Consider the following 15,571-nt stretch of genomic DNA (forward strand, 5'->3'; position numbering starts at 1 on the left):
AGGCGGCAGGCACTCGAGCGCCGACGGAGATGACGGCGGCCCAGGCGTTCTGGCGTAGCTGATCGTCGGGTTGGCCTGACGATCAGCCGTCCGCCTGGAGGGGCCGCGCACGCGGGCTGTTCTCGCCAACCTCTTCGAGGCAACGGTTCAAGCCGTACAGCCCGCGACGGGTGTGGCTCTTGACCGTTCCCAGCGGCAAACCGGTGACCTGGGCGATCTGGGTTTGCGTTAGGTCGTCGTAGTAGGCGAGGCTGAGCACGCGCCGCTGAGCCGCCGGGAGCTTTGACAGCTCGTGACGGATTTCGTCAGTCCGTTGCGGGTTCGAGGGCGCTGTCCACGGGCCTTGGTGAGGGGCGACGGCGAGGTTCACGCTGTGGTCCTGTGCGTCGTCGCCGACCGCGAAGCCGTCCAAAGGATGCCGATCCGCCTGCCGGAATGCGAACGGCCCGCCCTTGCCCTGCACCTCCCCCAGGACGTGCCCGACGTCGCATCGCCGCCCCCTTCTCACCGCGTCCGCAACGATGCCGTGGGAGGGCAACTTCACCAGGCTGAGGGCGAGTTCCGGGGTGCCTTCGCGCTCTGTCGGCGGAGCACAAAGGCGCCGTGAAGCGGCTGGGTACCTGTCCTCCTCCCGGCTGCCGTCAACAGCGCGCCAACCGGCTGCTTCAGACCTGGCCCACTACCGAATGCACCCGAGCACGAGCACAGCGACCTGGACGCCGGCCATCCCCACCTGGCCGACGCCGAGCAGGTGCGGGGCGGCCGGCGCCACAGCCACCACCACCACCTGGCCCACGCTCTTCACGGACACCTCTGAGGAAGTTCCCGTCCTCTCCTGCGGGGCCACCGTTCTCGCGTGCGTCCCCACCGCACCCGGTGACCGGGCGATACCCGGGGTGTGGACCGTCGAGGTCCTGCTCGTGGACCACCGCGCGATCACCGGGGGTGGTTCGAAGACTCCTGGCCCTCGGTCTCCCCCTTGCGCAGCAGGAAGTAGGCGTAGCGCTCGTCGAGCTCGTTCTTCGGGACCAGGTGGATCATCTCCGGCGTGAAGCCGCACCCTTCGGCCAGCGTCCAGAACACCGGGATGGGATAGGTGGTCAGGTCCGCGAGCGCGGAACTGCGGAACCGGCGACGGGGCTTGGTCAGCCACCGGCCGTCGTTGTACTTGACCTGGATGAGCGCCAGCCCGCCGGGGGCCAGCAACGAATGCGCGATGCGCAGCACCAGCTCGCCGTACTCGGGCGTGGGCAGCAGTTCGAACACATAGAAGCACAGGAAGACGTCGCACGGGCCGTTGATCTGCCGCAGCGCCTCATCGGGTTCCGCGACGTCGATCCGTACGGGCCGGAACGTGGTGTCGCAGACCGCTGCGACCTGCTTCGCGCACTCCTCCAGGGTCTGCGCCGAGATGTCGATCCCGACGAACTCCTTCGCGCGCGGTGCGAAGTGCACCGCGTTGGCGCCGCCGCCGCAGCCCCACTCGACCACCCGGTCCAACGGGCGGTCGAACTCCACCATGCGCGCGCCCTTGTCGAACAGCGCCAGGTGCTTCCTTCCGATCCGCGACCACAGGTCGGTGCTGTCGAACTCGGGCGCGGCGCGCCAGTGAGAGTCGCTCTCCCAGGACTGTCCGCCCGGCTGGGCCCAGTACTGCTGCGATTCGGCTGAGATCTTCGATTCGGACTGGCTCATCCCCAGGCCGGCAAGGACCCTCAGTCCCGTCTCCCGTGTCTGCCTCGCGACCTGCTTGCAGCGGCCGAGTACGCTCCGAGCCCGCCCGGCGGGACCGTCCGAATGGTTCGTCTGCATCCACACACTTCCTTGATCACATCAGTCGTCCGGTGCGCGCGCCCGCCGCCTTCCTCCCGACGAGGGCAGGCGCGATGAAGCTCCGTGCGGGCGCGAGGCTCCGTGACGGAGTTACAGAGAGGGAGTCCTGGAAGTGCGCGGCGGGCCGCGGTGCGGACAGGCCCGGACCAGAAGTGCCGCCGGGCACCGCATGGTGCCGGGCGGCCCCACGGGCAACGCGGCGACCGGTCCGGGGACGGGCGCCGACGCGGAGACCAGCCACCGGATCGGCAGCACCGCCGTGAGTGCCGCGCCAAGGCGAACGAGCGGCGTGTCCGCGTGCGCCAGTGGCAGAGCGATCGCGACCACCGCCGCCGCCTGTCCGACGATCACGAAGGCTGTGGACGGGCCGAAGTGGAGATCGCGGTGGTCGGTCAGAACGAGCAGGACCCGCGTCGCGAGCAGTGAGCAGTCGAGGACGCCGATCACTCGCAGCGGACGCAGCCCGTCACCCGCCAGGGCGACACCGACCACTGCGGTCAGGGCGGCGAGCGGCACGGACACGGCGGGATGGGGGATCACGCCACTGCCCGCGTGCGCGAACGAACCGGGCAGCAGGGTCGGCACCGCGAGCACTCCACCGCGGAGCCGGCATGGCACCGGGTCGGGGCTTGTGCCCGATCCGCTCCGACTCGACGCCGCAACGCCCGAGCTCACCACCCGCCCGACACCTCCCTCGCAGGCCCCGACCCGACGGCCTTTACCGGCCACCGGGATCGGTCCGGTACAAGCCTAGGTGAGCAGATGGTCTGTTTTCAGGCCGATGAGGGAGAGATGTCCTTTTCAATTCGCCATGTTGGGGCGGCATTTGCCGTCCGTTCGCGGGATATTCCGTTCAGAACCGGCGGGTGCGATCACTGCCGTCGTCAGGGGCTGCTCGCTGGCCACCACGACAGGGCCGACGTCCTCGACGCCCATGGCTGAGGACTCGGTCCTCCAGGTCTCGCCGTACGCGCCGGGAAGGGCTGAACGCGTACAGGTCGAGGATGTCCGGCGGAGGGGCTCCGCCGTGGTGTCCGGGTCGTTGACCAGTCCGAGCCGGACGGGCCGTCCGCCCGCGCCCGGCCCGTCGAGGACGGCTGGACGACGATGACGTTTGGCCTGGTCACAGGCGTCGAGGCAGTTCATCGCTCTGACCTGGGCGACTGATCCCAGGGCGGATTTCAGGGAGGCGAGCCGAGCACGGTGGTCGACGGCCGGCACCTCGGCCGTCCCGCGGCAGCGGCCCCGGCATACGGTCACCGTGCGGGTTCGGTGGATCGGCCTGCGGGCTCGGGGCGGCCGTCCGGCGACCGCCCCGAGCCCGGCAAGGCTGAGGGTTGGGCTACTTGCCGAGCCTCTTGTCCATGCCGGTGATCTCGGAGGACTGCGAGGTGACGATCGATTTCGCCATCGTCACGGCGGGACCGTAGGCGCCCTTGGCCCGCTCGGTCTTCGCCATCGCGATCGCACTGTCGTGGTGGCTGATCATCACTGAAGGAACGCCTTGTCGAAGGCGTCACCGGAGAGGCCTTTCAGCTTGTTCATGTCGTCGTTCGACGTCATGCCGGGCATCGACGGGCCGGAGTGGTCCATGCCCGGCATGCTCTCCATGGCGTGCATGTCTGCGTTCGGAACCTTCGCGTCCCAGGCCTTCAGCCAGCCGGACATAGTGTTGATCTCCGGGTCCTGTGCCTGCTTGATCTTCGCGGCCAGGTCCTTCACCTGCTGGGACTTCGCTCGTGTGGCGGCCAGGTCGGCCATGGCCACGGCTTGCCGGTGGTGCGGGATCATCCCGTGGGCGAACGACACGTCCTGCGTGTTGTGGTTGCCCTGCGCGGCAGAAGCAGCGCCTGAGGGGCTGGAGGTGGGCACCGCACCTCCCATGTTGCGCCCCGTGTGGCTCGACGGCGAGGAGGAATCGCTGCTGCTGCAGGCGGCCGGTACCACCGCTGCGGTGCCGATGGCGGTCAGGATCGCGGTTCGGCGGAGGAGGGAACGGCGAGGTCCATGAGGGGTACATCTCCTTGGAGAGCCCGCGCCCAGGCGCGGGAGAAACGGATGCGTGCAGGCCGTAGCGCGTCACCCCGTCAGGAGGGTGCCGTACGGGGGCCTCTAGACCCGCAGGAGCTGCAACTCGGAAAGATCGGGTGGTGCGCGACCGTCGACCGGCCCAGGGGCCGGGCCGCCGACGGCCGCCGCGGATTCGGCACGGGCAGCCACGCCGGGCGTCAGAGCAGGCGGAACGTAAGCGGTGGACGTACCGCCCGCCGCGCATGTCCCGCCGGTGTGGTCCATGACCATGCCGCCGTCGCCCGCGTCGGACAGATGCCGGCAGTCCGCACCGGCGAGGTGATCGGGCTCGGGGCGATGCCCAGGGGACTCCGCCGCCATCATGACGTCGTGTCGACCCGCAGCCGGCATACCGGCGGGTGACAGCGCATGCATGCCCAGCACACCCGCCACCACGGCAAGGACCAGCCACATCAGCGCGCAGAACTCCCAAGGGAGTCCGTGCGAGCGCGCGAGATCATGGGCTCATCGTGTGGGGCTTCCTCCACCTCGGCAGTCGAACACTCCGCCGAGTGCCTCATCCCACATCGTCGTTCTCCACCTGGTGCCTGTGCCGTTCCTCCAGGTCGCCGGCGCGTCACTCGGCGGCTTCCGCATACCTGTGCGCTGCCGCGGAGGTGATCACTGGAGCCGAACCGACGCGTCGTGAAGATCTATCCCGCCCCGATCAACCGTCTTCCGAGACGGCGAACAACTGCTGTCCGCCCCATCCGCCCGCGACGTGAGCGTGCAGTACGGCCGTTGCGGCCCGTCACGCCGAACTGAGGACGAGCAGGCGTCAGAGCCAGCCGCCAAGAACGATCAGCCCGCCCTCCATCAGCGGCTCAACAGAAACGAAAGTCTCCGCATCGGCTACGCGGAAAACGAAGCGCGTGCCCACGTCTGGCATCCGTTTGTGACGCCAGTGGAGAAGCAGAGATGTGCACGTTATGGATCACTGGGACTTCGATCTCACTGCCGACAGCCGCAATGCGCTGGAGCCCGGCATGTCCTGCATCCGTCATGTACTTGATGCGATACACCTCGCGGATGATGGACATGACAGATGCAGGGACGACGTGCTCCTGGTGGCGTGCGAGCTGTTGGCCAACGCTCATCTGCATACACCGGGCGCCACGCGCCTCGGTATCGATTTCGACCTTGACGGCGGCCGGCTCACTGTTGCTGTCACCGACCGGGCCACCACCCGGCCGGTGCCCCGGCCCTGGCGCCCGGACACCCCGCACGGCCACGGACTGCACATCATCGACCGACTCGCCACCGCCTGGGGAGTCACCCCAGCTCCCGACGGCAAAACTGTCTGGGTCGCTCTATCACTCGACGCCCGTGAACCGCGTGAAGAGGGCAACGCAAGATGACTACTGAGCGGGGTGTGGCGATTATGGCCGGCCGCGGCATCAAGGCGCAGGCGGTGGGCTGGTCGCCACGTTCACGTCCGCCGTGTTCCTGATCCTCCGGGTGGCCACGCACGACGGCTTCGTGCCCTGGCTGGTGGGCACGGTGGTGGCCTGGTACCTCGCGTGCTGGGTCGCGCTGCCGCTGTGGGTACGGCACCGGTACACCACGGTGCCGGAGGAGCCCGCCGGCTGACGGAACCCGGCCACCGCCGACGGTCCACAGTGTGGGTCCCGTCCTGGAGTCGCCGTGCACCACCGCGCCCGCGAGCACCTCAGCCTGTTCGTGCGGGCGGAGTGGAAGACCCGGTGCGGTCGTCCCGGGACCAGGAGGCGGTTCGGCCGGGTCGGTTGCGGCCCGCTTGCCAGGCGGCCGCGGCGAAGGCGGGCGATGGCCTGCTCGACGCGGCCGTCCTGTGCAAGCACGTGTCCTACCTGGCGTGTGCGGTCTCATCGAGGTGCGGCGACGCACGTTCAAGGGGTGGCGGCACTCGCTTCGTCCGGCCGGTGTGTGCGGGGCGTAGGGGTGATGCGTGTGGGCCGTACGGGTGGCCTGCGGGGTGAGCGCCCATCCGTGTCTGACAGGGCGGCGGATTCCCTTCAGAGCTCCGGGCGATCTTGTTCGGGGCATCGGGAAAGGGAAGAGAACATGCGTAAACGCGTGATGGCGGTATCCGCTGCCGTCCTGGCGGCCTCGTGTGCGGCTCCTGCGCTCGCAGTGGCAGCCAGTGTCCCGGCCGCGGCCAGAAGCGGCGAGCTGACCGCGATCGGTCTGACGAGTGACCGGCGGCTGGTCGAGTTCGATGTCGACAGGCCCGCCAAGGCCTGGTCGCTGGGCAAAATCTCCGGGCTGACCGGGGACAGCAGGCTGGTGGGTATCGACTTCCGTGTGCAGAACGGAAAGCTGTACGGCGTCGGCGACAGGGGCGGCATCTACACCCTGAACGCCCGCGCGAAAGCCCGGAAGGTCTCCCAGCTGACGGTGCAGCTTTCGGGTACCGCGTTCGGTGTCGACTTCAACCCGGCCGCGAACCGGCTGCGGGTCGTCTCCGACACCGGGCAGAATCTACGGCACAACATCGACGACCCCGCCGGCCCGCTGACCACGACCGTCGACGGCACGCTCACCAACCCGACCATGCCGCCGTCCACCGCGCGGGGAGTGACCGGCGTCGCCTACACCAACAACGACCTCAACGCCGCGACGGCGACGACCCTGTTCGACCTCGACACGATGGCCGACCGTATCTCACTGCAGTCCCCGGCCAACGCAGGCACTCTGGCACCCACCGGGAACCTCGGTGTCGATGCGGCCCCCGACGCCGGATTCGACATCTACTACGACCCGGCCAGAGGCATGAACCACGGCTTCGCGGCCATCAGCACGGCCGGTGCCCACCGTCTTTACGGGGTGAACCTGTTGACCGGTAAGGCGACGGACAAGGGTTCCTTCCCGGAGAAGTACCGGGTGACCGACCTGGCTCTGCCGATCAACCAAAAGCAGCCGTAACGGACGCAACGGTGAGAAAGCGGCCTGCGAGAGCAATCTCTCGCAGGCCGTGCCGCCGGCGACAGCAGTCGGTTCCGGCGTCGGCACCGCAGGTACTCGGTGACGGCCGGCGTTCATGGGCCCGGTTGTCGGCTAGACGCGACGACCGGCAGCAGGTGCAGCGGGGCAGCCCGGAGGTTCCCTTCTGGCTGGCAGCAATCCAGGCAGTGAGGTTCAGATGACGTTCGGACCAGATCCCCAGGTTGCCTCCGGCGGGACGGGTGGCCCAGATGGCGGTGAACCAGGGCTACATCGGGCGCAGCCGGAAAAGGACTTCCTTCGCCGCCTGGGCGTCGTGGACCTGGGGGACGGTCCCGACGCTCCGGGGCAGGCCGCAGGCGTCGGCCACGAGATGTCGTATGCGGCCGTAGATCTCTATGCCTGGGCCGTGACGGGGAGAGTCCTTCGGCACGGTTGACACAGCCTCGTCAGACGCAGAGCCAAGGATGGGGCCGCACCGTGTCCGACTCCGCGTCCACCACATTTACCCGCATACGCCCCGGGCGCCCAGTATCCGCCGGCCAAGCAGGGCCGTGCAGGGGCGACGGGCCGGCCGACGGCACGGATGCGAGCCAGGTTCCTGGGTCCAGGCTGGGCAGCCGCCCAGTGCCGGCGGCGTCGGCGAGGCGGTACCAGTACGGCCAGCCATGAGCCTACGGGGCCATGATCACTCGCCCCATGGCGACTCCAGCCCGAGGTCTCGCGGCCGACCTCTCGCCGCTGTCGTCTTCAGGACGAGCGTGGGAAGGCGAGGGTCGGGCGCACTCGCCCGGGCGGTGGAGCTCGGCGACGGCGTCACGGGGCTCAGAAGAGGCCACTCTGCGAGCGACGATGCGGAGTGTTTGTGTGTCCCGCAAAAGGCCGTCGCGAGCGTGATGGCCGTCGGGGCCGGGGTGCCGATCTCAGCGGTCTCCTTCGAGCTGTTCGGTGAGGCCTACGACCAAGCGGGGCCCGGGCCAGCGGCGGCGAGGGCCCGGGCCGCGAGTTGTACGCCGAGCCCGGGGAAGCTCAGCAGGAGGTCGGCGTCCGGGTGCGGAGGGAACGCCACTTCCATTGCCTCGGCAGGGTCGTCGGTGGCAGTGCAGGCGGCTTCCAGTTGGATGAGCAGGGCGAGCATCTGCTTGCCGAGTGCGTCCTCGACCAGCGGCGGCTGGTGAGCCCACTCGGTACGGAAGAAGACGTCGCGGATGCGGTCGGCTTCCGCCTCGATGCCACGTCGGCGGGCGGCGCGCTTGAGAGCGGCGTGCATCCGTGTGCGGGGCAGCCACACGGCCCCCGCTCGGTGGCGGGCGGCCTGTGTTCTCCCTGGTGAACGTGCCGGAGAACGCTCGGTGAGTCCCGCACGGCGGGCGGCTCATGAGGTGGGGATCGGGGGGGTGCCCAGAGGGGAACGGACGGGGAGCGCGGAGCGGAAATATCAGCGGCGTCGAAAAGGTCTTCCTTCCCAGAGGAGTTCACTCATGCGCTTCGCCCCTGTCGCCGCCGCCACCGCCGCCCTCGCCCTCGGCACGCTCCTGGTGGGACTCACGGCCTCCTCCGAGGCCGGCGCGCAGACGGTCCAGCAGCGCACTGTCGCCTCCGCCACCGTGGCGGGCACCGCCGCGGTCGCGGACAACAACGGCAACGGCTGAGCCGGTGGGCCGCAACCGGCGGTTGCGGCCCACCGGTCCGGCACCCGGACGAGCGTGAGCCTCGCGATTTCCGCGCGCCGCGATCCCGTTCATGACAGTGAGGCTCTGCCCGGTCGACTCCTGCGCCGGCACCAGAAAGGACCGCAGGGTCTTCGTATCCGGCGCCAAGTGCCCTCCCTGTCGTCGGTGTGGCCAGCCGCACATTCTCAGTGGTACGGGAATGTGACGGAGGCCGAAAAGCCGCTTCCGTGCGCCCCGTTGGGGTCGGCGGGGGACAGGAGGAACGGTCTCGTCGAGGCCCGATCGCGGCTCGGCGGGCGTGCGGTGGGGCCGTCGGCGTCCCGTGTGGAAATCGGGGGCCCGTGAGGCCCGTACACTCGGCAACCGCCTCCGTGTCCGGCGCGAGGCCCCGACAGGAAGGACGCGTTGTCCGTGTTCCAGGAAGCCCCGATCTACCGCCAGCTCGTCGCGGAGCGCGGTGACGTTCCCGCGCAGGTCCGAGGTGAGGCCGAGCGGATTCGCAGGGACCTGCAGCGGGTGATGCCGCCTCTCGAGGCTTCCGCTCCCGCCGCGGCGGAGCGCACCTGGCCCGCCGCGCCCGCCGGCCTGGCACTTCCCCCCGGGGCACCGCAGCGCTGATCCGCCGTACGGGGCCGACCCGCCCCTGACACAGCTCGACCGCCCGGAAGCCCACGGCTTCCGGGCGGTCGACGTGTCCGAGCCTGTCCGATGTCCGGCCCGACCGGCGCTCCCTGCCCCCGATCGGGTCCGGGCATCAGCCCCGGGGACACACCGCGGGCCGCTGCTCAGCGCACCGGGAAGCCGAAGGTACGACCCTGCTCCTTGAGGCGGGGGAGGAGCAGGCGCAGGGCCTCGACCGTCTGGGAGCGGTCGCCGCCCGCGTCGTGGAAGAGGAGCGTCGGCCCGTTCGGCAGCTCCTGCTCGACCGTGGCGACGACGGCGTCCGTGCCGGGCCGTTCGAAGTCCTTCGAGTCGACGTTCCAGCCCAGCGGCCGCATGCCGCGCGAGGCGGCCAGCTTGCGGCTGTAGGGGGTGAAGGCACCGCCGGGCGCCCGGTAGTACATCGGTCGTACGCCCCCGGACGCCTCGGTGATCATGCGTTCGGCGTCGAGTATCTGCTGTGACTGGTACGCCTCGGACTTGGTGTCCATGGTGGTGTCGTGCGACACCGAGTGGTCGCACAGCCGGTGTCCGGCCGCGACCACCTTCTTCACGAGATCCGGGTGGGCCTTCGCCTGGGTCCCCACCATGCAGAAGGTGGCCTTCACTCCGTACTCGCGCAGGACGTCGAGCACTTGAGGGGTCCATACGGGGTCGGGGCCGTCGTCGATGGTGATGTTGACGCCGCTCGTCCCCTTGTCCGAGGAATGCGCGATGGTCACCGCGACCGGCTTGACGGCGGACTGCCCGGCCGACGCGGCCGGGCGGGGCGACGCGTCGGGTACGGCGCCGGCCTGCGCGGTCCATACCGAGGCACCGGCGGCCAGCACCGTCACCCCGACTGCCGCCGCGCCCACCTTCGCGTACCAGCCCCGCTTGCTGCCGTGCCGTGCCATGTCCGCCCCGTTCTCCCGCAGTTCCTCGGTCGCCCTCCGACCAACTGGCAGGACGAGCGAGGGCGGCCGGGGGATGCGTCTGTTACGGATCACGGACAATTCCGCGAGGAAACGCGGACACAGCCCGCGAGAACGACCTGGCGTGGCGTCAACGCGCCGACTGCTACGGAGAGTTCACGCATGGTGTCACTCTGTTACGGTGGACCGATGTCAACTGTCAAGCAGTTCCAGGTCACCTTCGACTGTGAGCACCCTGAGCGCGTCGCCCGTTTCTGGTGCGAGGTCTTGGGCTACGTCGTGCCGTCACCACCGAAGGGGTTCGACACATGGGAGGAGTACGAGCGTTCACGGCCCCCCGAGGATCAGGGTTCGTGGTTCGTCTGCACCGACCCCTCGGGTGTCGGTCCGCGCCTCTACTTCCAGCGCGTACCCGAAAGCAAGGTAGTCAAGAACCGGGTGCACCTCGACGTGCGCGTCGGCACCGGTCTCGTGGGTGAGGAGCGTCTGGCCGTACTGGAGGCCGAATGCAAGCGACTGGTCGCCCTCGGCGCGACCCACGTGCGGACGCTGGTCGCCGACGACGAGAACGAGTCCTGCATCGGGATGCGGGACATCGAGGGCAACGAGTTCGATCTCGACTGACAGGAGGGGCCGCCGGGCCGGGCACACCGGTCTCCCGTGCGGGACGAGCGCCGCGACCGGCGAATCCCAAGCCCGGAGGGGGAGTTCGGAGCCCCGTACGCGTCCGCGCGGAACGTGTCGGTGGAGCGGCCCTGGCCCAGCACGCCGACGGGACGCGTCCAGGTCCCCCGAATCCGGAGAAATTCCTGCTCACAGGCCTTCCGTGGGGCCATGGAGCTGCCCTATCTTCTCCATCCATGCCCCTTGCCGACGATCAGCGCGGCGGCCGTCTGCTCGCCGGCCTCGCGTCCCTCACCACCGCCCTCGTCCTGGCGGTTCTCTGCGCTGCCCTCGGCTATGCCGACGGGACCGGTCTGTTCGCTCCGGAGAACTGGCTGGACGCGGGATTCGTCCCCGGCAACGCCACGAGCCCCGCATGGGCCACCGTGGTGTTCCTGCCCCTGCTGATCGGCGGCAGCGCGCTCGCCGTCCACCGGCTGGTGCGCGCCGCGGCCCCCGGGGCGAGGGCACGGTGGGTCTTCGGCGGGGTCTGGTCGAGTCTGGTCCTGGTCGCATTCCTGGCCAAACTGGCTTACAGCGTGCTGCTGCTGGCGATCGCCGGACCGGACGGGCTGCACATCTTCCCGACGGCCGGGGCACTGCTCGCCGAGTGCGGTCTGACCGGCGCCAAGTACGCCGCGTTCGGGCCACTGGTCGCGGGCTTGGCGGCGTCGGCGTACCGGATCGGCGTGTGGCGCCTCCGTCGGGAGGCGGCCGGCGAGGGCGCCGGGCGTCGCAAGGCGGGTGAGAGCGGCCCGGCCAGTGAGGTCGCCGAGGACGGCAAGTCCGGCGAGACCGGCGCGACCGGTGGGGGCGCCGGGGTCGCGAAGACCGCCGGGGGCGGGAAGACCGACGAGCGCACCGAGCCTGCCGCACGGGCATCGCGTGCCGGTCTCGACCCGGTCGCCGGGTTCGCCTGGCTGCCGGCCGGCGCCGCCGTGGCGCTCCAGTCGGGGACCGGCGTGTTCGCCTGGGCCGCCGGACCGATACCCGGCGGCCTTCTGACGACGGCGCTGGTCACCGGGACCGCCTCGGTGCTCGCCGGCATCGGTCTCTGGCGCCGTGTGGTGTCGCCCGGCCTGACCCGGGCCCGCACCGGGGCGACACTGTGGTCCCTCGCCACGACCCTCACCGCGGCCGGCGTTCTCGGATTCGCGCCGCTGTGGATTCTCGACGGGCTGCTGAACGGTTTCGGCGGGGCCCTGTTCCCGGTCGCGTCCGTCCTCGTACGGATCGCGGAGGGTGTGGCCGCCGGCGTGTGCGCGGGCGTCGTGTGCGTCCCCTGGGTCGCGGAACTGGCGTGGCGGCGACGGACGGAGCCCTCGGCCGAGCGCAGCCTCGCCTGGGTCGTCCGATGGGCGCCGCCCGTCGCGGTGGCGGCCGTGTTCGCGCTCACCGCCGGCACCCTGACACCGGATCCGGCGGTGGCCGCCGTCGGCTCGCAGACGCAGACCGCCGGCCGTGACCGGAGCGGGCTGCTGCCGCTGACCGTGCTGCGCGAGGACGGACAGTCCCCGGTGATCGGCGACAGCGAGGGGCGGCAGGTGCTGCTCCGCGGTGTGAACGTCAATCAGCTCATCGACTACGGGCAGCCCGACCCGGCCAAGCCCACGGTGTGGCCGCTGAAGGACTCCGACTACGCCCTGATGGAACGGTACGGGTTCGGCGTCCAGCGCCTCGCCCTGTCCTGGTCGGCCCTGGAGCCGAAGCGGGGCGTCTTCGACGAGGCGTACCTGGCACGCGTCCGCACCGCGGTCGATCAGGCTGCCGCCCACGGCATCCACACCGTCCTCGACATGCACCAGGACACCTTCTCGAAGTACGTCAGCGCGGCGCCCGGAACGCGGTGCCGCGCCAACGCCTCACCGGAGTTCGGCAACGACGGCGCCCCGAAGTGGGCGACCCGCACCGACGGCGCCAAGGCCTGCGGTTTCCTCGGCCGCGACCTCTCGCCCAACGTGCAGCAGGCGTTCACCAACCTCTACAACGACACCGACGGCATCGGAACCGCGTTCGCCCGCACGTGGGGCCGCCTCGCCAAGATCTTCGCGGACGATCCCGCGGTCGCCGGCTACGACCTCCTCAACGAGCCCGGCCCGGGCAACGCGCCGGGCGTCACCTCCTCGATCCTGCTCGGACGCCTCTACCAGCAGGCGATCACCTCGATCCGGACCGCGGAGTCGAAGGTGGCCGGCGGCTTCCACCACCTGGTGTTCTTCGAGCCCTCGATCCTGTGGTCGGGACTCGGCTTCGACACCACCCCGCCGGCCGGGTTCGCCGACGACCCGCTGCTCGTCTTCTCGCCCCACCTGTACAGCGAGTCGATCACCATGGACCAGGGCCTCGGCGTCACCCTGACCTCGATCGAGCAGGGCTACGCCACCGCCGAGCGCACCGCGCGGGCGTACGGGGCACCGCTGTGGTCGGGGGAGTGGGGATGGTTCGGTGAACCCGACGACTTCCGTTCCCGGTTCGACCGTTTCCTGGAACGGCAGAACTCCGATGTGCTGGGCTCGGCCATCTGGGTGTGGAAGAAGGCCTGCGGCGATCCGCAGAACGACCCCGAGGCCACGACCTCGGGCGGCGGTGTCGTCCTGTACACCTGCCCTGGCGGCAAGCCACTGGCGAGCCCGGCCTTCGAGACCACGGCACTGTCCCAGGCGTACCCGCGCAGTGCCCCCGGCCGGCTGAGCTCCCTGCGGTCCTCCCTCACCGAGCGGGACCTGCGGCTGGCCGGCTCCGGGACGGGCACGCTGGACGTGTGGGTGCCCGGCACGGGTCGCCCCGAGGTCAAGGGCGGTGGCCTCAAGGGGATCCGGCTGACCGAGAAGCCCGGCGGCTGGCGCCTCACCGCGCACACCTCCGGTCGCTACACCCTCCACGTGGCATAGGAGCGGCCGCCGGTTGCCGACCGGCCAGGGACAACCACCGGTTGCCGCCCGGCCGTACGGCAGCCGTCGGCCGGCCCGCCTCGGGGGCGGACCGGCCGACGGCATCGGAGGCCATGGGCATACGTCGGACGGGCTCGGGACGGGACGCGGGACGGGATGCGGCGCGGCCGCGTGTCAGACCGTGGCCCAGCGACGGAGTTTCTCGGGGTTGCGTACGACCCAGATGTGCTTGATCCGCTCGCCCACGACCTCGAACGCGAGCACCGTCACGACGACGCCGTCCTGCTGGGCCACCAGGCCCGGCTGACCGTTGACGGTGCGTTCGAGGAGCGTCATGTCGTCCGGCCGCCGATGGGCCAGTCCCGCCCAGGCGTTCGCGATCCGCTCGCCGCCCTCGATGGGGTGCAGGAAGCTCTGGGCGAGGCCGCCGCCGTCGGCGGTCGCGACGGCGTCCGGATCGAGCAGGCCGACGAGGGCGTCGATGTCCTTGGCCTCCCACGCGTCCTTGAAGGCGCCGACGACATCGGCGCGTCGAGGAGCGGGGGCCGCGGAAGGCCGTGCGGCCCGGACACGCCGGCGGGCCGAGGAGGCGAGCTGGCGGCAGGCCGCAGGCGTACGGCCGACGATCTCGGCCACCTCGGCGAACGAGTGGCAGAAGACATCGTGCAGGACGAACGCGACGCGCTCGGCCGGGGTCATCGATTCGAGCACGACCAGGAACGCCAGACTGACCGACTCGTCCAGGGTGACCCGGTCGGCCGGATCGACGCTCGCGCCCGCCGGCCGCCCGCTGATCCACTCCGTACGCCCGGGCAGCGGCTCGGGAATCCACTCACCCACGTACGTCTCGCGCCGGGCGCGTGCCGAGCCGAGCACGTTGAGGCAGACGCGTCCGGCGACGGTCGTCAGCCAGGCGCCGGGGGACTCGATGGCGTCCTGCTCCTGCCGGGACATGGCGTACCAGCGGGTGTACGTCTCCTGGACGGCGTCCTCGGCCTCGGTCAGCGAGCCCAGCAGCCGGTAGGCGAGATTGATCAGGTGACGGCGCTCGCTCACGATCGCGTCCAGGCCCGGGTCGGGTCGGTCCCGCTCCGGCTCGGATCGGGTGCTCATGGTGTCGACAACTCCCTCGGTCGCGTCCGCTGTCACCTCTTCGACAACACAGCCCCATGGAATGTGAGGCGCCCCCCGGCCTCACATTCCGGTGCGCTGTCTTGTCGAAGGGGTGAGACCGACACACGACACACCATCCAGTGGACCGGAAGACCGGAGACACCATGACTGCCCCGACCCCGCAGACACGTGCGAACCAGGCGACCGCGGCGCCTTCCTTCACCGACCCGGCGACCGACGAGCGGCTGGAGCGGGTCGCCTCGGCCTTGAAGGAGAGGAACTTCGACGTCGAGATCCTCGACGACGCGAGCGCGGCGCGGGCCCGCGTCAAGGACCTGATTCCCGACGGCGCCACCGTGTTCACCGTGGCCAGCGAGACCCTGCGCCTGTCCGGCATCGAGGACGACATCAACGACAGCGGGCGGTACGACTCCGTCAAGCGACGCGGACTGGCCATGGACCGGGCGACCCAGATGGCCGAGATCTGGCGGATGCTCGCCTGCCCCGACGTCGTGGTGGGCAGTGTCGCGGCGGTCACCGAGACCGGCTCGCTGGTGGCCGCCTCGGCCAGCGGAAGCCAACTGCCCGGCTACGCCGGTGCCGCGCCCCGTCTGATCCTGGTGGTCGGAGCGCAGAAGGTGGTGCCCGACCTGGACACCGCGCTGCGCCGCGTAGACGAGCACTGCGTCCCGCTGGAGGACGAGCGCGCCATGAAGGTCTACGGCGTGCCGAGTGCCCTCAATCGCCTTCTCGTCCTCAACGCGGAACCCCAGCCCGGGCGGGCCACCGTCCTGCTGCTCCGCGAGGCCATCGGGTTCTGAGCCGCCGGGAG

General features: G+C 70.4%; 15 protein-coding genes and 2 pseudogenes. 8 read left to right on the forward strand and 9 right to left on the reverse strand.

Going from position 1 to position 15,571, the window contains the following annotated elements:
- Positions 1-82: 82 nt before the first annotated feature.
- The 6 genes and pseudogenes from ACFYYF_RS31840 to ACFYYF_RS31865 form a co-directional block, all read right to left on the reverse strand.
- Complete coding sequence (locus ACFYYF_RS31840) at positions 83-463, reverse strand: sigma factor-like helix-turn-helix DNA-binding protein (RefSeq protein WP_388780940.1); 381 nt, start codon at positions 461-463, stop codon at positions 83-85.
- Between the two features lie 473 nt (positions 464-936).
- Positions 937-1,812 carry a class I SAM-dependent methyltransferase gene (locus tag ACFYYF_RS31845; RefSeq protein ID WP_388780941.1) on the reverse strand — a complete coding sequence of 292 codons (876 nt, stop codon included), beginning with the start codon at positions 1,810-1,812 and terminating at the stop codon, positions 937-939.
- 111 nt (positions 1,813-1,923) lie between these two features.
- Positions 1,924-2,418 (reverse strand): hypothetical protein, encoded by a 495-nt coding sequence (locus ACFYYF_RS31850; protein WP_388780942.1) that lies wholly within the window; start codon positions 2,416-2,418, stop codon positions 1,924-1,926.
- A gap of 367 nt (positions 2,419-2,785) precedes the next feature.
- Positions 2,786-3,111 (reverse strand): annotated as a pseudogene (locus ACFYYF_RS31855) ((2Fe-2S) ferredoxin domain-containing protein); the annotation flags it as partial.
- A gap of 64 nt (positions 3,112-3,175) precedes the next feature.
- Positions 3,176-3,717 (reverse strand): annotated as a pseudogene (locus ACFYYF_RS31860) (DUF305 domain-containing protein).
- Positions 3,718-3,945: 228 nt separating this feature from the next.
- On the reverse strand, positions 3,946-4,317 hold the full coding sequence (locus ACFYYF_RS31865) for a DUF6153 family protein (protein ID WP_388780943.1): 372 nt from the start codon (positions 4,315-4,317) through the stop codon (positions 3,946-3,948).
- Between the two features lie 515 nt (positions 4,318-4,832).
- On the opposite strand from ACFYYF_RS31865, the gene ACFYYF_RS31870 reads away from it, so the two are divergent.
- The 3 genes from ACFYYF_RS31870 (at position 4,833) to ACFYYF_RS31880 (ending at position 6,807) form a co-directional block, all read left to right on the forward strand.
- The gene (locus ACFYYF_RS31870) at positions 4,833-5,261 is read left to right on the forward strand and encodes an ATP-binding protein (RefSeq protein WP_388780944.1); all 429 of its coding nucleotides are present in this window, start codon (positions 4,833-4,835) and stop codon (positions 5,259-5,261) included.
- 82 nt (positions 5,262-5,343) lie between these two features.
- A complete protein-coding gene (locus ACFYYF_RS31875) occupies positions 5,344-5,493 on the forward strand; it encodes a hypothetical protein (protein WP_388780945.1) in 150 nt (49 codons plus the stop codon).
- A gap of 453 nt (positions 5,494-5,946) precedes the next feature.
- On the forward strand, positions 5,947-6,807 hold the full coding sequence (locus tag ACFYYF_RS31880) for a DUF4394 domain-containing protein (protein WP_388780946.1): 861 nt from the start codon (positions 5,947-5,949) through the stop codon (positions 6,805-6,807).
- A 973-nt stretch (positions 6,808-7,780) separates the two neighbouring features.
- On the opposite strand, the gene ACFYYF_RS31885 is transcribed toward ACFYYF_RS31880, so the two are convergent.
- The gene (locus ACFYYF_RS31885) at positions 7,781-8,095 is read right to left on the reverse strand and encodes a hypothetical protein (RefSeq protein WP_388780947.1); all 315 of its coding nucleotides are present in this window, start codon (positions 8,093-8,095) and stop codon (positions 7,781-7,783) included.
- A 211-nt stretch (positions 8,096-8,306) separates the two neighbouring features.
- Between ACFYYF_RS31885 and ACFYYF_RS31890 the strand changes: the two genes are divergently transcribed.
- Positions 8,307-8,477, forward strand: coding sequence for a hypothetical protein (locus ACFYYF_RS31890; protein WP_388780948.1), 171 nt, complete (start codon positions 8,307-8,309; stop codon positions 8,475-8,477).
- Positions 8,478-8,909: 432 nt separating this feature from the next.
- Positions 8,910-9,116 (forward strand): hypothetical protein, encoded by a 207-nt coding sequence (locus ACFYYF_RS31895; RefSeq protein ID WP_388780949.1) that lies wholly within the window; start codon positions 8,910-8,912, stop codon positions 9,114-9,116.
- A gap of 167 nt (positions 9,117-9,283) precedes the next feature.
- Here ACFYYF_RS31895 and ACFYYF_RS31900 read toward each other — a convergent pair whose 3' ends face one another.
- A complete protein-coding gene (locus ACFYYF_RS31900) occupies positions 9,284-10,054 on the reverse strand; it encodes a polysaccharide deacetylase family protein (protein WP_388781003.1) in 771 nt (256 codons plus the stop codon).
- Between the two features lie 207 nt (positions 10,055-10,261).
- On the opposite strand from ACFYYF_RS31900, the gene ACFYYF_RS31905 reads away from it, so the two are divergent.
- Positions 10,262-10,696, forward strand: coding sequence for a VOC family protein (locus tag ACFYYF_RS31905; protein WP_388780950.1), 435 nt, complete (start codon positions 10,262-10,264; stop codon positions 10,694-10,696).
- Positions 10,697-10,932: 236 nt separating this feature from the next.
- Positions 10,933-13,626, forward strand: a complete 2,694-nt coding sequence (locus tag ACFYYF_RS31910) for a glycoside hydrolase family 5 protein (RefSeq protein ID WP_388780951.1) — start codon at positions 10,933-10,935, stop codon at positions 13,624-13,626.
- Between the two features lie 174 nt (positions 13,627-13,800).
- Here ACFYYF_RS31910 and sigJ read toward each other — a convergent pair whose 3' ends face one another.
- On the reverse strand, positions 13,801-14,739 hold the full coding sequence (gene sigJ, locus ACFYYF_RS31915) for an RNA polymerase sigma factor SigJ (protein ID WP_388780952.1): 939 nt from the start codon (positions 14,737-14,739) through the stop codon (positions 13,801-13,803).
- Between the two features lie 164 nt (positions 14,740-14,903).
- Between sigJ and ACFYYF_RS31920 the strand changes: the two genes are divergently transcribed.
- Positions 14,904-15,560 (forward strand): LUD domain-containing protein, encoded by a 657-nt coding sequence (locus ACFYYF_RS31920; RefSeq protein WP_388780953.1) that lies wholly within the window; start codon positions 14,904-14,906, stop codon positions 15,558-15,560.
- The last annotated feature ends 11 nt before the right edge of the window (positions 15,561-15,571 follow it).

The organism is Streptomyces sp. NPDC001914, from assembly GCF_042891215.1.
Classification (GTDB): domain Bacteria; phylum Actinomycetota; class Actinomycetes; order Streptomycetales; family Streptomycetaceae; genus Streptomyces.